The 21,987-nt window shown below is 70.3% G+C and carries 19 protein-coding genes; 13 read left to right on the forward strand and 6 right to left on the reverse strand.

Annotated elements, in window-relative coordinates:
* Positions 1–46: 46 nt before the first annotated feature.
* The 8 genes from M3C17_RS11025 to M3C17_RS11060 all read left to right on the forward strand — a co-directional run bounded on the left by M3C17_RS11025 (position 47) and on the right by M3C17_RS11060 (position 9,595).
* Positions 47–1,195 carry a M20/M25/M40 family metallo-hydrolase gene (locus M3C17_RS11025; protein WP_259977772.1) on the forward strand — a complete coding sequence of 383 codons (1,149 nt, stop codon included), beginning with the start codon at positions 47–49 and terminating at the stop codon, positions 1,193–1,195.
* A gap of 317 nt (positions 1,196–1,512) precedes the next feature.
* On the forward strand, positions 1,513–3,318 hold the full coding sequence (locus M3C17_RS11030; RefSeq protein WP_259977773.1) for an ABC transporter substrate-binding protein: 1,806 nt from the start codon (positions 1,513–1,515) through the stop codon (positions 3,316–3,318).
* 70 nt (positions 3,319–3,388) lie between these two features.
* Positions 3,389–4,432: an ABC transporter permease gene (locus M3C17_RS11035; protein ID WP_259977774.1), complete on the forward strand. Its 1,044-nt coding sequence runs from the start codon at positions 3,389–3,391 to the stop codon at positions 4,430–4,432.
* Positions 4,429–5,343, forward strand: a complete 915-nt coding sequence (locus M3C17_RS11040) for an ABC transporter permease (protein WP_259977775.1) — start codon at positions 4,429–4,431, stop codon at positions 5,341–5,343. Before M3C17_RS11035 ends, M3C17_RS11040 begins: the two co-directional genes overlap by 4 nt.
* A gap of 1 nt (position 5,344) precedes the next feature.
* Positions 5,345–6,994, forward strand: coding sequence for an ABC transporter ATP-binding protein (locus tag M3C17_RS11045; RefSeq protein ID WP_259977776.1), 1,650 nt, complete (start codon positions 5,345–5,347; stop codon positions 6,992–6,994).
* Positions 6,991–7,956 (forward strand): LD-carboxypeptidase, encoded by a 966-nt coding sequence (locus tag M3C17_RS11050; protein ID WP_259977777.1) that lies wholly within the window; start codon positions 6,991–6,993, stop codon positions 7,954–7,956. The genes M3C17_RS11045 and M3C17_RS11050 overlap by 4 nt, the downstream gene beginning before the upstream one ends.
* Positions 7,953–8,786 (forward strand): serine hydrolase, encoded by an 834-nt coding sequence (locus M3C17_RS11055; protein WP_259977778.1) that lies wholly within the window; start codon positions 7,953–7,955, stop codon positions 8,784–8,786. Before M3C17_RS11050 ends, M3C17_RS11055 begins: the two co-directional genes overlap by 4 nt.
* Positions 8,783–9,595 carry a serine hydrolase gene (locus M3C17_RS11060; protein ID WP_259977779.1) on the forward strand — a complete coding sequence of 271 codons (813 nt, stop codon included), beginning with the start codon at positions 8,783–8,785 and terminating at the stop codon, positions 9,593–9,595. Before M3C17_RS11055 ends, M3C17_RS11060 begins: the two co-directional genes overlap by 4 nt.
* Positions 9,596–9,690: 95 nt before the next feature.
* Here the strand turns inward: M3C17_RS11060 and M3C17_RS11065 are convergent, their stop codons facing one another.
* Positions 9,691–10,740, reverse strand: a complete 1,050-nt coding sequence (locus M3C17_RS11065) for a P1 family peptidase (protein WP_259977780.1) — start codon at positions 10,738–10,740, stop codon at positions 9,691–9,693.
* Positions 10,741–10,897: 157 nt separating this feature from the next.
* Here M3C17_RS11065 and valS point away from each other — a divergent pair, with 157 nt between their 5' ends.
* Together valS and M3C17_RS11075 are read left to right on the forward strand one after the other, a co-directional pair.
* Positions 10,898–13,492 (forward strand): valine--tRNA ligase, encoded by a 2,595-nt coding sequence (gene valS, locus M3C17_RS11070; protein WP_259977781.1) that lies wholly within the window; start codon positions 10,898–10,900, stop codon positions 13,490–13,492.
* The gene (locus M3C17_RS11075) at positions 13,492–13,704 is read left to right on the forward strand and encodes a hypothetical protein (protein WP_259977782.1); all 213 of its coding nucleotides are present in this window, start codon (positions 13,492–13,494) and stop codon (positions 13,702–13,704) included. Before valS ends, M3C17_RS11075 begins: the two co-directional genes overlap by 1 nt.
* A gap of 88 nt (positions 13,705–13,792) precedes the next feature.
* Here M3C17_RS11075 and M3C17_RS11080 read toward each other — a convergent pair whose 3' ends face one another.
* From M3C17_RS11080 to tdh, 4 genes are all read right to left on the reverse strand, one after another.
* Positions 13,793–14,011 carry a hypothetical protein gene (locus M3C17_RS11080; RefSeq protein WP_259977783.1) on the reverse strand — a complete coding sequence of 73 codons (219 nt, stop codon included), beginning with the start codon at positions 14,009–14,011 and terminating at the stop codon, positions 13,793–13,795.
* Positions 14,008–14,628, reverse strand: a complete 621-nt coding sequence (locus tag M3C17_RS11085; protein ID WP_259977784.1) for a transcriptional regulator — start codon at positions 14,626–14,628, stop codon at positions 14,008–14,010. Before M3C17_RS11085 ends, M3C17_RS11080 begins: the two co-directional genes overlap by 4 nt.
* 73 nt (positions 14,629–14,701) lie before the next feature.
* Positions 14,702–15,880, reverse strand: coding sequence for a glycine C-acetyltransferase (locus tag M3C17_RS11090; RefSeq protein WP_259977785.1), 1,179 nt, complete (start codon positions 15,878–15,880; stop codon positions 14,702–14,704).
* Complete coding sequence (gene tdh, locus M3C17_RS11095; protein ID WP_259977786.1) at positions 15,880–16,923, reverse strand: L-threonine 3-dehydrogenase; 1,044 nt, start codon at positions 16,921–16,923, stop codon at positions 15,880–15,882. Before tdh ends, M3C17_RS11090 begins: the two co-directional genes overlap by 1 nt.
* A gap of 81 nt (positions 16,924–17,004) precedes the next feature.
* On the opposite strand from tdh, the gene M3C17_RS11100 reads away from it, so the two are divergent.
* From M3C17_RS11100 to M3C17_RS11110, 3 genes are read left to right on the forward strand one after another with little or no spacing between them, the layout of a single operon-like run.
* Positions 17,005–17,940, forward strand: a complete 936-nt coding sequence (locus tag M3C17_RS11100) for a LysR family transcriptional regulator (protein ID WP_259977787.1) — start codon at positions 17,005–17,007, stop codon at positions 17,938–17,940.
* A gap of 9 nt (positions 17,941–17,949) precedes the next feature.
* A complete protein-coding gene (locus M3C17_RS11105) occupies positions 17,950–20,001 on the forward strand; it encodes a M3 family metallopeptidase (protein ID WP_259977788.1) in 2,052 nt (683 codons plus the stop codon).
* Positions 20,002–20,020: 19 nt separating this feature from the next.
* On the forward strand, positions 20,021–20,518 hold the full coding sequence (locus M3C17_RS11110; protein WP_259977789.1) for a GyrI-like domain-containing protein: 498 nt from the start codon (positions 20,021–20,023) through the stop codon (positions 20,516–20,518).
* A gap of 125 nt (positions 20,519–20,643) precedes the next feature.
* On the opposite strand, the gene clpX is transcribed toward M3C17_RS11110, so the two are convergent.
* Positions 20,644–21,912 carry an ATP-dependent Clp protease ATP-binding subunit ClpX gene (gene clpX / locus M3C17_RS11115; RefSeq protein WP_259977790.1) on the reverse strand — a complete coding sequence of 423 codons (1,269 nt, stop codon included), beginning with the start codon at positions 21,910–21,912 and terminating at the stop codon, positions 20,644–20,646.
* Positions 21,913–21,987: the final 75 nt, after the last annotated feature.

The following is a 21,987-nucleotide window of genomic DNA, read 5'->3' on the forward strand; positions in this document are numbered from 1 at the left end:
ATCGGCGGGTTGCAGCGGGATCAAGAGCCGGATACGGTTCGTAACCGTGACGACTTCTTCGACGGCGCACGCGGCGGACCACTCCTCAGACGACATCATCGCACTCGTGCGCGAACTCGTGCTGATCGAGACGCCGAGCCGGGACAGGGACGCGAGCGCGCTGATCGCCGAGCTCGTGGCGACGCACTTCTCCGCCGTGGGCGGGCACGTCGAACGCGTCACCACCGAGGCGGGAACCGACCTCGTGATCGACGTGCCTGGCACCGGCGCCCCGCTCCTGCTCATCGGACACACCGACACGGTCTGGCCGCGCGGGACCCTCGACGCCGAGGTGCCGTGGACGATCGACGGCGACATCGTGCGCGGCCCTGGCGCCTACGACATGAAGGCCGGCATCGTCGTCATGCTGGAGACCCTGCGCGAACTGCAGGAGCTCCCGCTCGACAGGCGCAGGGCCGTGCGGGTCGTGCTGGTGTCGGATGAGGAGATCGGCTCCCCCGCATCGGGACCCCTGCTGGCCGCACGAGCCGATGGCGCGGTGGCCGCGATCGGCTTCGAGTCCCCGCACCCGGATGGCGCCCTCAAGGTCGGGCGTCGCGGCAGCGCGCGTGTGCGACTGAGCGTGACCGGACGCGCCGCCCATGCCGCCCTCGATCCCGAGCACGGGGTCTCCGCCGTGGACGAGCTCGTCGACCAGCTCCTGCGGGTGCGTCGCCTCACCGAGGACCCGGCACTGCCCGGCCCCGTGCTCTGCAATGTCGGCACCATCTCCGGTGGCGCGCGCACCAACGTCGTGTCCGCACAGGCCGAAGCGGAGATCGGGCTGCGTTTCGTCGACCCCGACACCGAGCACCGGGTGCTGGGAGCGCTCGCCGCGCTGCGTCCGGTACGGGACGGCGCCCGACTGTCGGTGGAGGTGTTGAGCGCGCGGCCCGCGTGGCAGGCATCGGCGCAGGACGCGGATCTGCTCGATCGCATCGCGCGGGCGGGAGCGACCATCGGCCAGACGGTGGACGGCCGCCCTGCCGCCGGCGCCGGCGACACGAACCTCCTCGGCGGGCTCGGTCTGCCGACGGTCGACGGCTTCGGGCCGCGCGGGGGCGGTGCGCACGCGGTGGACGAGCACTTCCTGCGTTCGTCCTTGCACGAGCGCATCGCACTCCTGCGCGCCGTGCTCACGATCCCCGCGGAGTGAGGATACGATTCCCGTTCGTGCGCCGCGCGCGTCTCGAACAGGGATACGTTCCGGATCACTTCCCGTCGGGGAGGCCGCTTCCGGTGACCGTCGACGGAGTGCGCATCCTGCCAGCCCCGTGTTTCCGCTGTGTTACGCGCTCTGCACATCCCAAAGCGCGATCCCTGCATCGCACATTTCTTGCGCGATACGCATCCGATCTCTTGACCCCGGGGCCGACTTCCGCTTGCATGGTCTGCACCGACCCGGCTTCATCGTGGATCCGGGCGGCGCCCGAAGGGACTTCTTCCATGCGTCTTGCCCCCCGCTCGAAAACAGTGCGAAGTCTGACCGCCGCCGCGATCGCCTCCGCGCTCCTCGTCGCCGCCCCGGTCGGTGCCGCTCAGGCCCAGTCCGTGAGCGCGGCGACCGAATCCCCCGCCGCAGACACCACGCTGCGCATCGCGACCTCGGGATTCGTCGACACGTTCAACCCGTTCATCTCGATCTATCTGACGCCGACGAACATCATCCGGTACGTGTACGAGTCCCTCGTCCAGAACGACGCCGAGGACGGCTCGCCCACCAAGGGCCTCGCCGACTCGTGGGAGGCCTCGGACGGCGGGCAGACCTGGACCTTCACCCTGCAGGACGACCTCGTCTGGTCCGACGGAGAGCCCATCACCTCGGCGGACGTGAAGTACACCTACGACCAGATGATGACCGTGCCCGCCCTCGGCACCGCGAACGGCAACCTCGTCTCCAACTTCGACACCGTCGAGGCGCCCGACGACAAGACCGTCGTCATCTCCCTGAAGACGCCGCAGGCGCCCAACCCCGGTTCCGAGATCCCGATCGTGCCGAAGCACATCTGGGAGGAGGTCGACGACCCCACCACGTTCGCCAACGACTCCGACGTGGTCGGCTCCGGGCCGTTCCTGCTCGACAGCTACTCCGCCAACCAGTCCATCGAGCTCAAGGCGAACGAGAACTTCTGGCGCGGCGCCCCGAAGATCGACGCCATCCAGTACGTGTACTACACGAACTCCGACGCCCAGGTGCAGGCGCTCAAGGCCGGGGACGTCGACCTGGTGACCGGCCTCACCCCCACCCAGTTCGGCGCGCTCGAAGGCGTCGACGGCATCACGACCCACTCGGGTGAGGGCCGCCGCTACCACTCGATCAGCATCAACGTCGGCCAGCAGACGCGCGACAACGTGCCCTACGGCACGGGCAACGCCGCGCTCAAGGAGCTCGAGGTCCGCCAGGCGATCCGGCTCGGCACCGACACGAAGACCCTGCTCGACAAGGTGCTCGACGGCGAGGGCACGCTCGCCACGAGCTTCATCCCCGCCTCCTTCCCGAAGTGGCACCTCCCGGAGGACGACGACGTGATCGTCGACTTCGACCCGGAGGCCGCCCAGGCGAAGCTCGACGAGGCCGGCTGGGCGCCCGGCGCGGACGGCATCAGGGAGAAGGACGGTCAGCGTCTCAGCCTACGACTGCTCATCGACGCCGACGACGCCAACGAGCAGTCCATCTCGGACTTCTTCGTGCCGTGGATGAAGGACATCGGCGTCGAGATCACGGTCGAGTCGACCGATTCCGACACCATCAGCGCGAAGGCCGTCTCCGGCGACTACGACCTCTACTTCAGCGGCTGGTCCGTGAACCCCGACCCCGACTACCAGCTCGGCATCAACACCTGCGGCAACCTGCCCACCGGGACCGACGGCGCCGGCGGCACCACGCAGGACGGCTACTGCAACCCTGAGTTCGACGAGATGTACGCGCAGCAGCGCTCCGAGATCGACGAGGAGAAGCGCCAGGAGATCGTGCACGACATGCTGGCGCTGAACTACACCGGCACCGCGCAGATCGCGACCTGGTACGCGAACTCGCTCGAGGCGTACCGCTCCGACCGCTTCACGGGCTTCACCCTGCAGCCCAAGGACGGCGGCATCATCGCCAACCAGGCCGGCTACTGGGGCTACCTCACGGTCGAGCCGGTGGAGGGCGCGACCGAGGGCGGCACCGGCACCAACACCGGCCTCATCATCGGCGGCGTCGTCGTGGGGGTGATCGTCGTCGGAGCCTTGGTCTTCTTCCTGATCCGACGTCGGAACATCGCCGACGTCGAATGAGCCCAGCGAGACGCCGCGGGCGGCGGGCATCCGCCCCCGCGGCGTCTCCCGGTCCGCAGTTAGGAGACCCATGTCGAACGCGGTACCCCCCTCCACCTCCGCCATCGCCACGAGCGCCGCCGCCGAGGAGCAGCCGAAGGGCGTCGGCGCCCTCCGCTACGTCCTGAGCAAGCTCGGCGGCGCGGCCATCAGCCTGGCGATGGTGATCCTCCTCGGCTTCTTCGCCTTCAAGATCCTCCCCGGCGACCCGGTGGCCTCGATCGCCCGCGAACGCGGCATGAGCCCGGAGCAGGCCGATCAGCTCCGCGAGCAGCTGGGGCTGAACAAGCCCCTGTGGCAGCAGTTCTTCGACTATCTCGGGAACGTGTTCACCCTCAACTTCGGTACGAGCTACGTGTACCGCACCTCGGTGTCCGAGCTGATCGGCGACTACTTCTGGAACACGATCCTCCTGACCGGCACGGCGGCCGTGATCGCGATCGCCCTCGGTCTCTGGCTCGGGCAGAAGGCCGCCTGGAAGCACGGCTCCACGTTCGACCGCATCGTCTCCGGCACGTCGCTCGTGTTCTGGTCGGTGCCCACGTTCTGGCTCGCGCTGCTGCTGCTGATGGTCTTCGGCGGCACGCTGCACTGGTTCCCCACCGGGGGCATGGTCTCCCCCAACCCGCCCGCCGACCCCGTGGGTGCCGTGCTCGACGTGATCTCGCACATGGTGCTCCCCGTCATCACGATGGTCGCGGTCGTGTACGCGCAGTACCTGATGGTCATGCGCAGCTCGCTCCTGGAGGAGATGGGCGCCGATTACCTGACCACCGCGCGTGCCAAGGGGCTTCGGGAGGATCTCGTCCGCCGCCGGCACGCCGTGCCCAACGCGCTGCTCCCGACCGTTACGCTCGTGTTCATGCACATCGGCGGCCTGATCGCCGGTGCGGTCACGGTCGAGACCGTGTTCTCCTGGCCCGGGCTGGGCAAGCTCACGTTCGAGGCCATCTCCGGCCCCGACCTCCCGCTGCTCCAGGGCACCTTCGTGGTCTTCTCGACCATCATCATCGTGATGAACCTCATCGCGGACCTCATCTACCGTCAGCTCGACCCGAGGGTGAGGCGCGCATGAGCACGGCATCTCCATCCATCCGTTCACCCCGCGCCCTGGCCTGGCATCGCCGCGGCACCGCGTTCGCCGACTTCTGCCGCCAGTTCGCGCAGCACCGCGCCGGCATGATCGGCCTCGTGTTCCTCGTGATCGTGGCACTGATCGCGATCTTCGCGCCCGTGATCGCCCCCGCGAGCATGCTCGACGTCACCAAGCTCGTGGATGTGCAGCGCTTCGCCCCGCCGTCCTGGGAGCACCCGCTCGGCACCGACCATCAGGGGCGGGAGATCTGGGTGCGCATGGTGTGGGGCGCCAGGGTGTCGCTGCTCGTCGGCCTCGCCGCGACCGCCATGTCGATGATCATCGGCACGCTGGTCGGGCTCTCGGCCGGGCACTTCACCGGCTTCTTCGGCGGCCTGATGATGCGCATCATCGACTTCTTCCTCGTGCTGCCGTCGCTGATCCTCGCGATCGTGCTTTCGTCGGTGCTGAGCCGCGGCGTCTGGACCATCATCATCGCGATCGGCCTGACCTCCTGGGCCGGCACGGCCCGCGTGGTGCGCGCGCAGACGCTCTCGGTCGAGTCCCGCGACTACATCGAGCGCTCCCGGGCTCTCGGCGCCGGCCACTGGCACATCATCATGAAGCACCTGCTGCCGGGCGTCCTCCCCCTGGTCCTCGCCAACACCACCCTCACCGTGGGATCGGCGATCATCTCCGAGTCGACGCTCGCCTTCCTCGGTCTCGGCGACACCACCCTGCAGTCGTGGGGGTCGATCCTGAAGAACGCCATGGACGTCTCCGCGGCGACCAGCGGCTACTGGTGGTACGTGCTCGTGCCCGGCGTCGCGATCGTCCTTGTGGTGCTGTCGTTCACCCTGATGGGACGCGCCGTCGAGAACATCACCAACCCGACGCTGAGGAGCCGTTGAGATGCCCGACCTGATCTTCGACGACGTCTCGATCACGTACCGCACCTCCGGCCGCTCCGGTCGGGACGAGGTCACGGCCGTGCGCAACGTCTCACTCACCCTCCCGGCCGGGCAGACCCTCGGCATCGCCGGCGAGTCCGGCTCCGGCAAGTCCACCCTCGCGATGAGCGTGCTGCGCCTCCTGCCGCGCAATGCCCGGCTCAGCGGCCGGGTGCTGCTGGGCGACCAGGACGTGGCGACCCTCTCGTTCGGGCAGCTGCGCGCCGTCCGCTGGGCGCAGACCTCGATCGTGTTCCAGGGCGCCATGCACTCGCTGAACCCGGTGCGCACGGTCGGCTGGCAGCTGCTGGAGGCTCTGGAGCTGCACGCCTCCGACCGCTGGAAGACCGAGAAGGCCCGCAAGGAGCGGGTGCGCGAGCTGATGGACGTCGTGGATCTGCCTCCGCAGAAGAGCGAGGCCTATCCGCACGAGCTCTCGGGCGGTCAGAAGCAGCGCGTCATGATCGCGATGGCGCTCGCGTGCGATCCCGAGGTCATCATCGCGGATGAGCCGACGACGGCACTCGACGTGATCGTGCAGAAGCAGATCCTCGACATGATCTCCCGACTCGTGGCCGAGCGCGGCATCTCGATGCTGATGATCAGCCACGACCTCTCGGTGCTCGCCACGGCGTGCGACCGGATCGCGATCATGCGCGACGGGGAACTCGTGGAGGTCGGGGAGAGCTACGCGGTGTGCACCGCGCCGGAGCAGGCCTACACCCGCCAGCTCGCCGACGCCTTCCCCACGATCGGCGACCCCGCCTCGCGCATGGCCCCGGTGACCCGCCACGGCCGGAACGCGGACGACGTGCCGGAGATCACGCACGGCGACGAGGTGCTGCTGGAGGCGCAAGGGCTCAACGTCACGTACCGCTCCGGCGGGCGCCCCGTGCACGCGGTGCGCGACGTCGACCTGACCGTCCGTCGGGGCGAGATCGTCGCACTCGTCGGGCAGTCCGGATCGGGGAAGTCCACGCTCGCTCGTGCACTCATGGGGCTGCAACCCGCCGACGCGGGGTCGCAGATCCTCTTCGGCGGCGCACCGATTCCGTCGAAGGGACGCGGCCTCGCGCGATTCCGCTCGCAGGTGCAGCTCGTGCTGCAGGACCCGTGGGCGGCGCTGAACCCCAAGCACAGCGTGTACGAGTCCGTGGCAGAGGGGCTGCGAGTGCAGCGGTACCCCGGGGACGAGCGCGAGCGCGTCGCCCAGAGCCTCGCCGATGCGGAGCTCACTCCGCCGGAACGGTACTTCGGCGCGATCCCGCAGGAGCTCAGCGGCGGGCAGCGGCAGCGCGTCGTGATCGCCGGCGCTCTCGCCGTGCAGCCGCAGCTGCTCATCGCGGACGAACCTGTGGCGTCGCTCGACGCCTCCGTCCGCGGCGAGATCCTGGGGCTGCTACTCGACCTGCGGCGAAGGCTCGGCCTGTCGGCGCTCGTCATCACGCACGACCTCGGCCTCGCGTGGAACATCGCCCACACGGTCGCCGTGATGTACCACGGACAGATCGTGGAGCACGGCCGCACCGAGGATGTGCTGCTGAACCCGCAGCACGAATACACCAGGCACCTGCTGTCGGCCGCACCGCGCATCGAGGAGAAGACGGCATGACCACCGCGACCGAGGCGACCGTGTCGCCGTACCTGGACACGGCCCCGCTGCAGCCGGGAGACACCGTGGCGATCGTGTCGCCCTCCGGGCCCGGGAACGAAGAGAACACGCAGCGCGCCGTCGGCTACTACGAGTCGTGGGGGCTGAACGTCCGGGTGGGCGCGCACGTGCTCACCCCGCACCCGCGCGCGTCCTACCTCGCGGGACCGGACGACCTCCGCCGTGCCGACCTCGTCGACGCGTGGCTGGACCCCGAGGTCGACGCGGTGATCACGGCACGCGGCGGGTACGGGGCGCTGCGGCTGCTCGACGGCATCGACTGGTCGGCCATGCGACACGGGGCCCTCCGCCGCGACGGACGGCCGAAGCTCCTCACCGGCTCGTCCGACGTGACGGCGCTGCACGAGACCTGGCGGGCGCACCTCGGCGTGGCCACGCTGTTCTGTCCGATGGCGGGCAACAACGTGTTCCGCGACTCGGAGCGGGTGCGCGACGACGTGCAGCGGTGGCTGTTCGAGCCCTGGCGCGGACGGGAGCTGATCGGCCCGAAGACCGAGATCATGACCCCCGGTCGCGCCGAGGGCCGCTTCAGCGGAGGCAACCTCAGCCTGCTCGCGGCCGGGCTCGGCGCCCCCGAGGCAGCCGTGCCCGCGCCGGGCATCCTCTTCCTGGAGGACATCACGGAGGAGCCCTACCGACTGGACGGCTTCGTGACCCAGCTGCGGCGGGCGGGCCGTCTCGCGCAGGCCACGGGCGTGGTGCTCGGGTCCTGGCACGAGTGCGGCGACCTGGAGCTCGTACATGCTCTGATGCGCGACGAGTTCCAGGACACAGGGGTCCCGGTGCTGTGGGAGCAGGGCTTCGGTCACGACCCGCACGCGCTCACCGTCCCCCTCGGCGTCGACGGGGTGCTGGACGCCACGGGCGACGAGCCCCGCCTGACGGTCGGGCTCCCCGCATGATCGCGCTGCCGCCCCTGGACCCCCGTGCGACGTGGTCCGTCCGGATCCTCGATGCCGACACCGGCGAGGTCCTGTCCGAGCACGAGCCGCACACGCAGTGCGAGACGGCGAGCATCGGCAAGATCTTCCTGCTGCTCGAGGTCGCCCGCCGCCTGAAGTCCGGCGCGCTCGCCGCCGACGACCGCATCGACATCCCCGACGAGCACAGGGTCGAGGATTCCGGGCTCCTCTACCGCATGCGCGACCAGCGCGTCACGGTGCACGACGCCGCCCTGCTCGTGGGCGCGGTGAGCGACAATCTCGCCACGAACGCGCTCATCCACCTGTGCGGGCTCGACGCCGTGCGCGCCGTCGCGCCCGCGCTCGGCTACCGGGACACCGCGCTGCACGACTACATCCGCAACGAGCGCACGCCCGACCTGCCCTGGACCCCGTCCTACGGCACCGCGGCGGAGCTGTCCGACGTGATGCGGCGGCTCGGCGCCGGCGAGGCCTTCTCCCCTGCGATCAGTGCGCGCGTGCTGGACTGGCTCGCTGCCGACACGGACACGTCCATGACCGCGGACTCCTTCCTCCTCGACCCGCTCGCCCACGTCGAGGCCGAGTATCAGGGCATGGTGCTGCGCCACAAGACGGGCAGCGTGGGGTTCGCGCGCGTCGACGTCGGACTCCTGCGCGGCCCGGCGGCGGCGGTCGCCTATGCAGTGGCGGCGAACTGGAAGGGCTCGCCCGTGGACCTGCGGGCGCCCGTGCTCGACGACATGCGCGCCGTCGGGGAGAGCATCCGCGCGCACGTGACGGGGCGCCCGCGCGACGCGGAGGACGCATGAGCGCGATCGATGTGGAGCTGCCCTCGAGCGACGGCACCGTGTGGTCTGTGCTGGTGCAGGACATCGACTCGGGCGAGGTGCTGTTGGCGCACGACCCGGAGGCCGTGCAGGACACCGCGAGCGTGGGCAAGATCTTCCTGCTGCACCGGCTGCTCGCCGAGGTCGACGCGGGCACGCGCAGCCTGGAGGATCGGGTGACGAGGCGCCCCGTGGAGGCCATCGAGGACTCCGGCCTCTGGTACCTGCTGCAGGCCGACGAGCTGTCGCTGTATGACGTCGCGGCGCTCATCGGGGCGGTCAGCGACAACGCCGCGACGAACACCCTCGGCCGCGTGATCGGCATCCCCGTGGTGCAGGAGCACACCCGAGCGCTCGGCTACACGGCGTCCGGCCTCGACGACATCGTGCGCTGGCCGATCCCTCCCGGAGCCCCGCGCACGCTCTCGCACGCGAACGCCGCGGAGCTCGTGCGCTTCATGTCACGGCTGGCCGACGGTGCCGATCTGTCACCCGCCTCTGCCGACACGCTGCGGCGCTGGCTCGGCGCCGGCATGGACCTGTCGATGGTGGCGTCGGCGTTCGACCTGGATCCGCTCGCGCACTGGGGTTTCGACCGCGGCGTGTGGCTGCTCAACAAGACCGGGACGATTTCGCGGGTGCGCGCCGACACGGGCATCGTGATGTCGCCCACGCGGCGCCTCGCCTATGCCGTGCTGGCGAACTGGAACCGCGACGCCGACCGCAGGGGTCCCGCGCTCGCTGCGATGCGGCGCATCGGCGAGGGTATCCGCGACGCGCTCGCCGACTGACGCGGTTCACAACTCAGGAGTTCCGTCCGCAGTCGGTGCCGAACCGGCCGCTCCCGGCGCTCGCGGCGCGGTTCTCCTGAGTTGTGCGCAGGAACTCAGACGACCCCGGCGCGCGCGAGCCGTTCCCGCACCCGGTCGACCGGCACCGCATGGGCCGTGCGCCCCTCGGGCCCCACGGTGGTCTCCGCAGCGAGCACGGAGTTGATCAGCGCTTCCTCGACCGCGTCCATGGTCGCGGCGAACAGCGGCGACAGGTCGTCGTCGGCCGCGAGACCGCCCGCCGCAGGGTCGTGCACGGAGAACGCGATGGCGTAGTCCCCGCTGCCCTGGGCGTAGTCGGCCCCTACGCCGCGCATCGCGAACACCGCACGGTTCGCGACCCGGCCGAGCTGGCGCCCGTCGACCGGGGCATCCGTGGCGACGACGATCATGCACGAGTTGCCGACGGGCTGGGCCGGGTCCGACCCCAACAGCTCCTCCGCGGGCAGCGGCACCCCCGCGATCCGCAGTGTCCCGCTGAAGTTGGTCTGCACGAGAGCGCCGACCACCGACGACCGCCCGGCGACGTCGACCAGACGCGAGGCCGTACCGATACCGCCCTTGTATCCGAGGGCAACGGTTCCGGCGCCGGCACCGACGCACCCCTCGGCCACCGGGCCCGGCGCCGCCGCAGCCAGTGCCGTCGTCACCTGCTCCTCCTCCACGGCCCGCCGACGGATGTCGGAGAGGAAGCCGTCGTTCGTCTCTCCCACCACCGGATTCAGCGTCGTCGTCCGCGCGTGCATCGGCGTCGCCAACAGGTGCCCGAGGAGCGCGTCGGCGACGCGGAACACCGACAGCGTCGAGGTCAGCAGGATCGGCGTCTCCACCGCCCCGAGCTCGCGGAGCTGCGTGGCGCCGACGAGCTTTCCGTAGCCGTTCCCGACGGAGAGGTTGGCGGGCAGGCTGCGGCGCTCGGCGGTGAGGGCGTCGGGCACGATCGCCGTCACGCCCGTGTGCAGGCCGTCGCCGTGCAGCGTGGCATGGCCGACCCGCACACCCGGGACGTCGGTGAGGGCGTTCGCCTGGCCGCGCGCGAAGGCCCCGGACGGGACGCCGAGATCGGCGAGACGAGGACGGGAGGCGGGCGACGACGGCGGTGTCATGCCCCGATCCTTCCAGCGGCGGCGGGGCGGGCCGCAGCGCCGCGCCGGATGCTCCTCCGGGTCGAGCGTCCCGCTTCCCCGCTCGGTAGACTGGGCGGCACCACCCACACTCAGGCACGCTCACACAGTGCCGCATACATCGCTCGAGGAGTCCTTCATGTCCGCCATTCCCGACAAGCCCGCACTCGAAGGTCTCGAAGCGAAGTGGGACGCCGCCTGGGCGGAGCAGGGCACCTACCTGTTCGATCGTCTGCGCGCCGCCGAGCTCGGCCGCGAGGGCGTCTACTCGATCGACACCCCGCCGCCCACGGCCTCCGGGAGCCTGCACATCGGCCACGTGTTCTCCTACACGCACACCGACGTCAAGGCGCGGTACGAGCGCATGCGCGGCAAGACCGTGTTCTACCCGATGGGCTGGGACGACAACGGGCTGCCGACCGAGCGCCGCGTGCAGAACTACTACGGCGTGCGCTGCGACCCGTCGCTCCCCTACGACCCCGACTTCACTCCCCCGTTCGAGGGCGGTGACAACAAGTCCAGCCGCGCGGCCGACCAGCAGCCGATCAGTCGCCGCAACTTCATCGAGCTGTGCGAGCGACTGACGGTCGAGGACGAGAAGCAGTTCGAGTCGCTGTTCCGTCAGCTCGGGCTCAGCGTGGACTGGACGCAGACGTACCGGACGATCTCGGACGACACGATCCGCCAGAGCCAGCTCGCGTTCCTGCGGAACCTGGAGCGGGGTGAGGCCTACCAGGCTCTCGCGCCGACGCTGTGGGACATCGACTTCCGCTCCGCCATCGCGCAGGCGGAACTGGAGGACCGCGACCAGCAGGCGGCATATCACACCATCTCCTTCCCGTTCGCGGACGGCTCCGGCTCGATCCCGATCGACACCACCCGCCCGGAGCTCCTCCCCGCGTGCATCGCGATCGTGACGCACCCCGAGGGTCCGCACAAGCACCTGATCGGCACGAAGGTGCGCACGCCGTACTTCGGTGCCGAGATCGAGATCCACGGTCACCACCTCGCCCAGCCGGACAAGGGCACGGGCGCGGCGATGGTCTGCACCTTCGGTGACGTGACCGACATCATCTGGTGGCGCGAGCTGCGCACCGCGACCGGCGACGACCTGCCGAACATGACGACGATCGGCCTCGACGGTCGGTTCCTCCCCGAGGCCCCTGCGACGGTCGGCAATGCCGAAGCCCGCGCCTGGTACGCCGACGAGGTCGCCGGCAAGACCGTGTTCAGCGCGCGCAAGGCGATCGTGGAGAAGCTGCAGGAGACGGGCGACCTGACCGCCGTCGGCAAGCCCTTCCAGCACGCGGTGAAGTTCTTCGAGAAGGGCGACCGTCCGCTCGAGATCGTGTCCACGCGCCAGTGGTACATCCGCAACGGCGCCCGCGACGGCGAGCTGCGCGACCAGCTGCTCACCCACGGGCAAGAGCTCGCCTGGCACCCCGACTTCATGCGCGTGCGCTACGAGAACTGGGTGGGCGGCCTCACCGGCGACTGGCTCGTGTCGCGGCAGCGGTTCTTCGGCGTGCCGATCCCGCTCTGGTACGCGCTCGACGAGGAGGGGAAGCGCGACTACAGCCGCGTGCTGACCCCCGACGCTGATTCCCTGCCGATCGACCCCACCACCGACGTGCCCGCCGGCTACACCGAGGACCAGCGCGGTGTGCCGGGTGGCTTCGACGCCGAGGCGGACATCCTCGACACGTGGGCGACCTCCTCGCTCACGCCGCAGCTCGCGGGTGGCTGGCAGCGTGACGAGGAGCTGTGGCAGCTCACCGCGCCGTTCGATCTGCGTCCGCAGGGGCAGGACATCATCCGCACCTGGCTCTTCTCCACCATGCTCCGCTCCACGCTGGAGGACGGCCGCGTCCCCTGGCGCAATGCCGCGATCTCGGGTTTCATCGTGGACCCCGACCGCAAGAAGATGTCGAAGTCGAAGGGCAACGTGGTCACCCCGGCCGATGTGCTCGACGCCCACGGCTCGGATGCGGTGCGCTACTGGGCGGCGTCGAGCCGTCTCGGCATGGATGCGGCGTTCGACCCGCAGAACCCGACGCAGGTGAAGATCGGCCGTCGTCTCGCGATCAAGGTGCTCAACGCGGCGAAGTTCGTGCTGTCGTTCCCCGTGCCCGCAGGCGCGCAGGTGACGCACGCGCTCGACGCCTCGATGCTCACAGCGCTCGACCAGGTCGTGGCCGAGGCGACCAAGGCGTTCGACCGTTACGACGCCGCGCGGGCGCTGGAGCTGACGGAGGCGTTCTTCTGGACGTTCTGCGACGACTACCTGGAGCTCGTGAAGGAGCGCGCCTACAACCAGAACGACGTCGGTCAGGCGTCGGCGGCCCTCGCCCTGCGCCTGGCGCTGTCCACGCTGCTGCGGCTGCTCGCCCCGGTGCTGTCGTTCGCGACCGAGGAGGCGTGGTCCTGGTTCGAGGAGGGATCCGTGCACACGGCCTCCTGGCCGCAGCCGCTCGGCATCGAGGGCGACCCGGCCGTGCTGGCCGCCGCGAGCGAGGCACTGATCGGCATCCGTCGCGCGAAGACCGAGGCGAAGGCCTCGCAGAAGACCCCCGTGTCGCGCGCGGCCATCGCCGCCCCGTCGGCGAAGCTCGACGCGCTGCGTGCCGCGGCCGAGGACCTGCGCGCGGTGGGCCGGATCGCCGAGCTCGAGTTCACCGAGGCGGAGGAGTTCGCGGTCACCGCGATCGAGCTCGCTCCGGTCGAGGCCTCCTGATGCAGCTCGGCACCCGCTGGGCCACCGGGTCGGAGCCGCCCGCCTCCGTCCCCGCCGTGTTGCGCCCCGCCATCGCCGAGGTGGAGGCGAAGGGGCTGACCGGCCACTGGACGCTCACGTGGCTGGAGGGTCGCGCGATCGCCGAGCTCGACGCGGGCTGGGAGGTCGTGCAGACCCCCTCCGGCGAGGTCGTCGCTCGGCCATTCGACTGACCGCGTCCGCCGGGACTTCCTTCACGCCGAGACCCCCTCGTTTCCACGCGGATACGAGGGGGTCTCGACGCGTTCCGGGGTATCGGCCTCAGCGGCGGGAAGCGCCCAGTTGCGCCAGGAGGTGGTCGACGGCGTGCGGGTCGTGGCGGCGGGCCTGCTGCTCGCGCAGGAGGTCGAGGGCGAGTGCGCGACGCTGAGCGCGGCGCTCGACACGGTGCTCGACGAAGGTGGTGAGACGGTCGGCGAGCTGGAGCATCCCCCGCTCGGTGCGAGTGGGGCTGACGAGGTGCAGCGTCGCGGCGGTCATGACGGCTCCTCAGCGCCCGCGGCTCGGGAGGACCCGGCCGGCGGGGTCGGCAGGTCGAAGAGCTCGGCCCGCACCGAGACCCGGCGCACGTCGGGTCCCGTCTGTCCGCGATGGCGCGCGATCGCCCGCTCGATGACGGCCTCGAGCTCGCTGCGGAGCTCCTGTGCCTGCGCCGCGGTGATGTCGAGGTGCGTGGTCATCGTCATGCCGACGTCCCGCCAGTCCTCCGGAACCTCGGACGCGGGACGGTTGAGGTACGCCATCAGCGTCTCGTGACGGAGCCGGAAGAACTCGGAGGTCACGATCTGCGCGGCTGCCCGGTTGGCTGGAGAGGTCATGTCGTCCGGCCCCGGCACGTCGATGCGGCCCCGCGGACGCTCCCACCACCGTTCCCGCGCGGTGCCTCGCCCTTCGACCTCGCGGATGAGGTCGTGCGCCGCGAGGGCGCGCAGGTGATAGCTCGTCGACCCCGACGTCTCCCCGACCAGCGCCGCGAGCGAACTCGCCGTCTGCGGGCCGCGCGAGGCGAGCAGATCGAAGATCTTCACCCGCAGGGGGTGCGCCAGCGCCTTGAGCGCGCCGGCATCGAGGGTGCGGACCTGCGTCTCGTTCGTCATAGATGCAAAGGTATCCTTGCAACTGTTTCTTTGCAAGCATTTCTTTGCATCAGCGACAGCCGCCGCACACGGCTCAGTCGACGGCGGCGCGCGCAGCCACGAAAGCCGCGACGCAGCGCTCGACCTGCGCGGGTGTGTGCGCCGCCGAGAGCTGAACGCGGATGCGCGCCAGCCCGCGCGGCACCACCGGGAAGCTGAACGCCGTCACGTACACACCCTGGGCCTGCATCTCCTGCGCGATCCGCGCGGTCTTGGCCGCATCGCCGAACATCACCGGCACGATCGGGTGCTCGCCCGGCAGCAGGTCGAAGCCCTCCTCCGTCATCCGCCGTCGGAACAGCGCGGCGTTGTCACGCAGCCGCGCGCGCAGGTCGGCCGAGCCCGCGACGAGGTCGAGCGCGGTGAGCGTGCCGGCGACGATCGCGGGCGCCAGCGTGTTCGAGAACAGGTAGGGGCGCGAGCGCTGCCGCAGCAGGGCCACGACCTCGGCGTGCGACGCCACGTATCCGCCGGAGGCGCCGCCGAGCGCCTTGCCGAAGGTCCCGGTGTAGATGTCGACGCGGTCGGCGACGCCGCACAGCTCAGGCGTTCCCCTGCCGTGCTCCCCCACGAAGCCCACGGCGTGCGAGTCGTCCACGAACACCAGGGCTTCGTAGCGCTCGGCGAGGTCGCAGATCTCGGCGAGCGGGGCGATGTAGCCGTCCATCGAGAACACGCCGTCCGTCACGATCACCCGGAAGCGGGCGTCGGCGGCGGCGCGCAGCTGCTCCTCCAGATCCGCCATGTCCCGGTTCCGGTAGCGCAGGCGGCGTGCCTTCGAGAGCCGGATGCCGTCGATGATCGACGCGTGGTTGAGCTCGTCCGAGATGATGGCGTCCTCGGCGGAGAAGAGCGTCTCGAACACTCCGCCGTTCGCGTCGAAGCACGAGGAGTACAGGATGGCGTCGTCCGTGCCGAGGAAGTCCGCGAGCCGCCGCTCCAGCTCCAGATGCTGCTCCTGCGTGCCGCAGATGAAGCGGACGCTCGCGAGGCCGTATCCCCACTCGTCCAGTGCCGTCCGTGCGGCGGCCACGATGCGCGGGTCGTCTGCGAGACCGAGGTAGTTGTTGGCGCAGAAGTTCAGCACCTCCGCACCGTCTGCCGTGATCTCGGCGCTCTGCGGTCCACGGATGCCGCGCTCGCGTTTCGTGAGCCCCGCCTCCTCGATCCCGGCCAGTTCCGCCGCCACCTGCGTCTTGAAGTCTCCGTACATCACAGCTCCGTCCAATCGAGGATGATCTTTCCCGTCCCCGCCGATTCCGCGGCCGCGAACCCGCGCTCCCAGTCGTGCGCCGGCACGACCTCGGCGATCACGCGACCGATCGCCGTCCGCAGGGTGCCACTGGTCTGCAGCATGGCCCCCATCGCGTTCCAGGTCTCGAACATCTCCCTGCCGTAGATGCCCTTGATGGTGAGCATGTGCGTCACCAGCTTCCCCCAGTCGATGTCGAACCGCGAGCTCGGCAGCCCGAGCATGGCGATCCGTCCCCCGTGGTTCATATTGTCGATCATCGCCGGGAGCGCAGACGGCGCCCCGCTCATCTCGAAGCCGACATCGAAGCCCTCCCGCATTCCGAGCGCACGCTGCGCGTCGCGGATGTCGCGCACCGAGACGTCGACCGCGTCGTCGGCTCCCATCTGCCGCGCCATCTCCAGCCGCGGGGCGCTGATGTCGGTGGCGGCGATGAACCGCGCGCCGGCGTGCCGTGCGACCGCGATCGCCATCAGTCCGATCGGTCCGCATCCGGTGACCAGCACGTCCTCGCCGACCAGAGGGTACGTCAGCGCAGTGTGCACCGCGTTGCCGAGCGGATCGAAGATCGCACCGAGCTCGGGGCTCACCTCGGCATGATGCACCCAGACGTTCGCGGCCGGCAGCGCCAGGTACTCCGCGAAGGCGCCGTCTCGCTGCAGGCCCAGTCCGATCGTGCGGATGCACATCTGTCGACGGCCGGCGCGACAGTTGCGGCAGGTGCCGCACACGATGTGGCCCTCCCCCGACACGCGGTCGCCGACGGCGATGTCCTGCACGAGGGACCCGACCTCCACGACCTCGCCGTAGAACTCGTGACCGGGGATCAGCGGGGCCTCGATCGCGGACGCGGCCCAGTCGTCCCAGCGGGCGATGTGGAGGTCGGTGCCGCAGATGCCCGTACGCAGCACGCGGATGACGACCTCGTCGGGTCCCGCCGTGGGCTCCGGGCGGTCGACGAGAGCGAGGCCGGCGCCGGGTTCCGCCTTGAACAGTGCCTTCATGTTTCGATCATCACCGGCCTCAACGGTGTAGAGCAATCGGCGCTTTCTGCATTGTCTCTGTAGTCTGCCTAAACTGTCCCCGTGGAACTCCATCAGCTCCAGATCCTGCGCGAACTCGGTGCCCTCGGCAGCCTCACCGCCGTGGCGGAGGCGCTGCGGGTCACGCCGTCCGCCGTGTCCCAGCAGCTGGCGGCGCTGCAGCGTCTGTTCCCGACCCCGCTCACCCGCCGTCAGGGCCGGACGCTCGTGCTGACCGCCGCCGGCGAGGTCCTGGCGGCCGCCGGCTCCGACGCCATCGACGCGATGGCCGCGGCGCGCCACGCACTCGACGACTTCAAGGGCGCCGCGTCGGGCCTGGTCAGCATCAGCGGATTCCACAGCGTCGGGCAGGCGCTGTTCGGCCCGCTGCTGCGCGAGCTCTCCGTCGCCGATTCCCCCACCGTGCAGCTCACGGACGAGGATGTCGCGCAGAGCGAGTTCCCCGCCCTCACCGCGCGCTACGACCTCGTGCTCGCGCATCGCATGGAGCACTCCGCCCCGTGGCCGACGCAGGGTGTGCGCTCTCTCACCCTCGTCCGCGAGCCGCTCGACGTCGCGGTCGCGGCCGACCACCCCCTCGCCGGGCGCACGAGTCTGCGGCCGAGCGACATCGCCGGCGAGCCCTGGGTCACCAGCCGTATCGGCTATTCCCCCGATGACGTGCTGCGCGCGGTGGCGGCGGTCGCGAAGCGCCCGGTCGACATCCGTCACCGCATCAACGACTACGGTGCGGTGTCCGCCGTCGTCGCGGCCGGTGGCGTGCTCGGCATGCTGCCGCGGTTCACCTCACGCAGCGTCGACGACAGGGACATCGTGCGGATCCCGCTGCGCGGCGTGAGCACCCACCGCATGATCGATCTGCTCGCTCGACCCGAGAATCTGCGGCGTCGCGCGGTGCGTATCGTGGTCGACGCGCTCCAGCAGGTCATGTCGCGTCTGAGCGCCGATGCCGCAGGAACCGCTCTCCGCGCTGGCTAGGCTCGGAGGATGACCGACGCCACGAACCCGTTGCTGGAGCCGCCCTCGCTGCCGTACGGACTCCCGGACTATCGCGCGATCCGGCCCGCCCACTACCTCCCGGCCTTCCGCGCCGGCTTCGCCGCGCACCGGCAGGAGATCGCGGCGATCACCCGCGTGCGCTCGATGCCGACGTTCGAGAACACGATCGTGGCGCTGGAGCAGGCGGGCGCGCTGCTGGAGCGGGTGTCCCATGCCTTCTACACCGTGAGCTCGGCCGATGCGACGCCGGAGATCCAGGCCGTGGACGAGCAGCTCGCGCCGCTCATGGCCGCGCATCACGATGCGATCGCACTCGACAGCGCCCTGTACTGGCGGGTGCAGCAGGTGTACGAGCGACGCGACGAGGTGGAGCTCGACGCCGAGCAGCGGTACCTCGTCGAGCGGCATCGCCGCGAGATGACGAACGCCGGCGCGGCGCTCGACGACGAGGCGAAGGCCCGGCTCACGCTGCTCAACCAGCAGCTGTCCACCCTCAGCAACACGTTCGAGCGCAACCTGCTGAACGACACGAACGAGCTCGCGGTCGTGTTCGACGACGCCGCTCAGCTCGACGGGCTCGGCACGGGCGAGCTGTCCGCCGCCGCGCGGGCGGCCGAGGAGCGCGGTCTTCCCGGCCACTACCTGCTCACGCTCCCCCTGTTCACCGGGCACCCGGCGCTCGCCCAGCTGCGCGACCGCGAGTCCCGTCGGCGCATCATGGCCGCCTCCCGTGCCCGCGGTGCGCGCGGCAACGCGAACGACAACCGTGCCGTGCTCGCCGAGATCGTCCGGCTGCGGGCCGAGCGCGCCGCCCTGCTCGGCCACCCGTCGCACGCGGCGGCGGTCACGGCCGACGAGACCGCGGGCTCGCCCGAGGCGGTGGAGCGGATGCTGCGACGCCTGGCGGGAGCCTCGGCGCGCAACGCGCACGCGGAGCGCGAGGCGCTGCAGGCCCTCGTCGACAGCACCGAGCCGGAGCCCTTCCGCGTCGAGGCGCACGACTGGGCTTTCTACACGGAACGAGTCCGCCGCGACCGCTACGACATCGACACCCTCGCGCTGCGCCCGTGGTTCGAGGCGGAGCGGGTGCTGCGAGACGGCGTGTTCTTCGCCGCGACCGCGCTGTACGGGATCACCTTCCGCGAGCGCCCCGAGCTGGTCGCCTACCACCCGGACGCGCGCGTCTTCGAGGTCGCGGAGGAGGACGGCACGCCGTTGGGGCTGTATGTGCTCGACCTGTACACGCGCGACTCCAAGCGCGGCGGCGCATGGATGAACCCGATCGTCAGCCAGTCGCGGCTGCGAGGCACCGCTCCCGTGGTCGTGAACAACCTCAACGTCCCGCGGCCGGGCGACGGCGAGCCCACCCTGCTGACGCTCGACGAGGTGACCACGCTCTTCCACGAGTTCGGGCACGCGCTGCACGGCCTGTTCGCCACCGTGACGTACCCGCACTTCGCCGGCACCAACGTGTTCCGCGACTTCGTCGAGTTCCCCAGCCAGGTGAACGAGATGTGGATCCTGTGGCCGGAGGTGCTCGACAACTACGCCCGCCACCACGAGAGCGGTGAGCCGCTGGATCCCGGGATCGTGGAGCGGCTGCGCGCCACAGGAACCTTCGACCAGGGGCACGCGACCAGCGAGTACCTCGCCGCGGCGTGGCTGGATCAGGCGTGGCATCGGCTCTCCGTCGACGACGCGGTCGACGACGTCGCCGGGTTCGAGGCGGCCGCGCTCGCCGACATCGGGCTCGATGACCCGGCGGTTCCGACGCGGTACTCCTCGACGTACTTCGCGCACGTGTTCTCCGGCGGCTACAGCGCCGCGTACTACTCCTACATCTGGAGCGAGGTGCTCGACGCCGACACCGTGGAGTGGTTCCGGGAGAACGGCGGCCTGACCCGCGAGAACGGCGACCGCTTCCGCGACCGGCTGCTCGGTGTCGGCGGTTCGAAGGACCCCCTGGCCGCGTACCGCGACTTCCGCGGTCGGGACGCCGAGATCGAGCCGCTCCTCGAACGCCGTGGACTGGGCTCCTGAGTCGTGAGACCCTGAGCGCATGAACGCTTTCCCCGACGCCCCGTTCGGTCCTGCGGACAGCCTGGAACTCGACCCCGTTCCCCTCGCCGTCATCCGTCACGAGGGCATCCGCATCGCCGACCTCCGCGACGTCTTCGACGGCGGATACGCGGCGATCGGCGCGGCCTTCGCCGCCGGCACGCTGATCCCCACCGGTCCGGCACTCGCGATCTATCACGGTGACCCGATGGGCGTGTTCGACCTGGAGCTCGGCTTCCCCGTGCACGCTCCCCCGACCGACCCCATCGGCACCGGCGAAGGGACGGCCATCGTCGCGTCGACGCTGCCGACGGGACCCGCCGTCGCCACCACCGTCCTCGGCTCGTACGACGGGCTGGGAGCGGGTTGGGCCGGGCTCGTGGAGCGCGCCGCCGACGCCGGACTCCATCCGCGTGGCGTCTGGATCGAGGTCTACGTGTCCGATCCGAGCACCGCTCCCGAGGAACTGCGGACCGATCTGCTCATGCCCGTGGCGTGAGCCTCGCGCTCGCAGAGCCGGTGTCGCACACTCTGCTCATGCCCGTGGCGTGAGTCTCGCCGGTCACCCGTTGCTCGGCGCGTCCTGCGCGCCTGCCCGCTCCGCGGTTTCGCGGTGGACGGCGACTACGCGCTCTTGCGCTTGCGCTCCATCACGATGGTGGGCGGGGCGCCCTCGTCGACGGCGGCGCGCGTGATGATGACCTTCGCGACGTCCTCCGCGGACGGGATCTCGAACATCACAGGTCCGAGGACGTCCTCGAGGATGGCGCGGAGTCCGCGGGCTCCGGTCTTGCGCTCCACCGCCAGGTCGGCGATGGACCGCAGCGCCTCCTCTTCGAACTCGAGCTGCACGCCGTCGAGCTCGAACATGCGCTGATACTGCTTCACGAGCGCGTTGCGCGGCCCCGTGAGGATGTCGATCAGGGCGGCCTGGTCCAGCGGAGACACGTTGGTGACGACGGGGAGACGGCCGATGAACTCGGGGATCAGCCCGAACTTGTGCAGGTCCTCCGGCAGCACCTCGCTGAACAGGTCGAGGTCCTTGCCCTTGTCGTGCAGCGGGGCGCCGAAGCCGACGCCGTGCTTGCCGACGCGCGCCGACACGATGTCCTCCAGGCCGGCGAAGGCGCCCGCCACGATGAAGAGCACGTTGGAGGTGTCGATCTGCAGGAACTCCTGGTGCGGGTGCTTCCGACCGCCCTGCGGCGGTACGGAGGCCACCGTGCCCTCGATGATCTTGAGCAGCGCCTGCTGCACGCCCTCGCCGGACACGTCGCGCGTGATCGACGGGTTCTCCGCCTTGCGGGCGATCTTGTCGACCTCGTCGATGTAGATGATGCCCTGCTCGGCGCGCTTGACGTCGTAGTCGGCGGCCTGGATGAGCTTGAGCAGGATGTTCTCGACGTCTTCCCCGACATAGCCCGCTTCCGTGAGCGCCGTGGCATCGGCGACCGCGAACGGCACGTTGAGGCGCTTCGCGAGCGTCTGCGCGAGGTACGTCTTGCCGCAGCCGGTCGGACCGATGAGCAGGATGTTGCTCTTCGCGATCTCGACCTCTTCGGCCTTCTGCTCGGCCGGCTGCAGTGTGCCGTGTGCGCGCACCCGCTTGTAGTGGTTGTAGACCGCCACGGCCAGAGCGCGCTTTGCCGGCTCCTGGCCGACCACGTACTCCTCCAGGAACGAGAAGATCTCGCGCGGTTTGGGCAGCTCGAACTCGGCGACGCCCTCGGCGGAGGACTCCGCCATCCGCTCCTCGATGATCTCGTTGCACAGCTCGACGCACTCATCGCAGATGTACACGCCGGGCCCGGCGATCAGCTGCTGCACCTGCTTCTGGCTCTTTCCGCAGAAAGAGCACTTGAACAGGTCAGCGCTTTCACCGATGCGTGCCATGCGCGTCCTCCTATGGGGGATCAGAGATCGTCCTTCGAGCCTAACCGCTGCATGAGACACCGGGCCGCATTGGCG

This window comes from Microbacterium sp. p3-SID336 (assembly GCF_025143365.1).
GTDB lineage: Bacteria > Actinomycetota > Actinomycetes > Actinomycetales > Microbacteriaceae > Microbacterium.

Excerpts from the sequence above, each read along its gene's own strand:
- tdh (WP_259977786.1), bottom strand. The coding sequence starts at position 16,923 with ATGAAGGCACTGTTCAAGGCGGAACCCGGCGCCGGCCTCGCTCTCGTC.
- M3C17_RS11050 (WP_259977777.1), top strand. The coding sequence starts at position 6,991 with ATGACCACCGCGACCGAGGCGACCGTGTCGCCGTACCTGGACACGGCC.
- M3C17_RS11080 (WP_259977783.1), bottom strand. The coding sequence starts at position 14,011 with ATGACCGCCGCGACGCTGCACCTCGTCAGCCCCACTCGCACCGAGCGG.
- M3C17_RS11045 (WP_259977776.1), top strand. The coding sequence starts at position 5,345 with ATGCCCGACCTGATCTTCGACGACGTCTCGATCACGTACCGCACCTCC.
- M3C17_RS11035 (WP_259977774.1), top strand. The coding sequence starts at position 3,389 with ATGTCGAACGCGGTACCCCCCTCCACCTCCGCCATCGCCACGAGCGCC.
- M3C17_RS11065 (WP_259977780.1), bottom strand. The coding sequence starts at position 10,740 with ATGACACCGCCGTCGTCGCCCGCCTCCCGTCCTCGTCTCGCCGATCTC.
- M3C17_RS11105 (WP_259977788.1), top strand. The coding sequence starts at position 17,950 with ATGACCGACGCCACGAACCCGTTGCTGGAGCCGCCCTCGCTGCCGTAC.
- M3C17_RS11060 (WP_259977779.1), top strand. The coding sequence starts at position 8,783 with ATGAGCGCGATCGATGTGGAGCTGCCCTCGAGCGACGGCACCGTGTGG.
- M3C17_RS11055 (WP_259977778.1), top strand. The coding sequence starts at position 7,953 with ATGATCGCGCTGCCGCCCCTGGACCCCCGTGCGACGTGGTCCGTCCGG.
- M3C17_RS11075 (WP_259977782.1), top strand. The coding sequence starts at position 13,492 with ATGCAGCTCGGCACCCGCTGGGCCACCGGGTCGGAGCCGCCCGCCTCC.
- valS (WP_259977781.1), top strand. The coding sequence starts at position 10,898 with ATGTCCGCCATTCCCGACAAGCCCGCACTCGAAGGTCTCGAAGCGAAG.
- clpX (WP_259977790.1), bottom strand. The coding sequence starts at position 21,912 with ATGGCACGCATCGGTGAAAGCGCTGACCTGTTCAAGTGCTCTTTCTGC.
- M3C17_RS11090 (WP_259977785.1), bottom strand. The coding sequence starts at position 15,880 with ATGTACGGAGACTTCAAGACGCAGGTGGCGGCGGAACTGGCCGGGATC.
- M3C17_RS11110 (WP_259977789.1), top strand. The coding sequence starts at position 20,021 with ATGAACGCTTTCCCCGACGCCCCGTTCGGTCCTGCGGACAGCCTGGAA.
- M3C17_RS11040 (WP_259977775.1), top strand. The coding sequence starts at position 4,429 with ATGAGCACGGCATCTCCATCCATCCGTTCACCCCGCGCCCTGGCCTGG.
- M3C17_RS11085 (WP_259977784.1), bottom strand. The coding sequence starts at position 14,628 with ATGACGAACGAGACGCAGGTCCGCACCCTCGATGCCGGCGCGCTCAAG.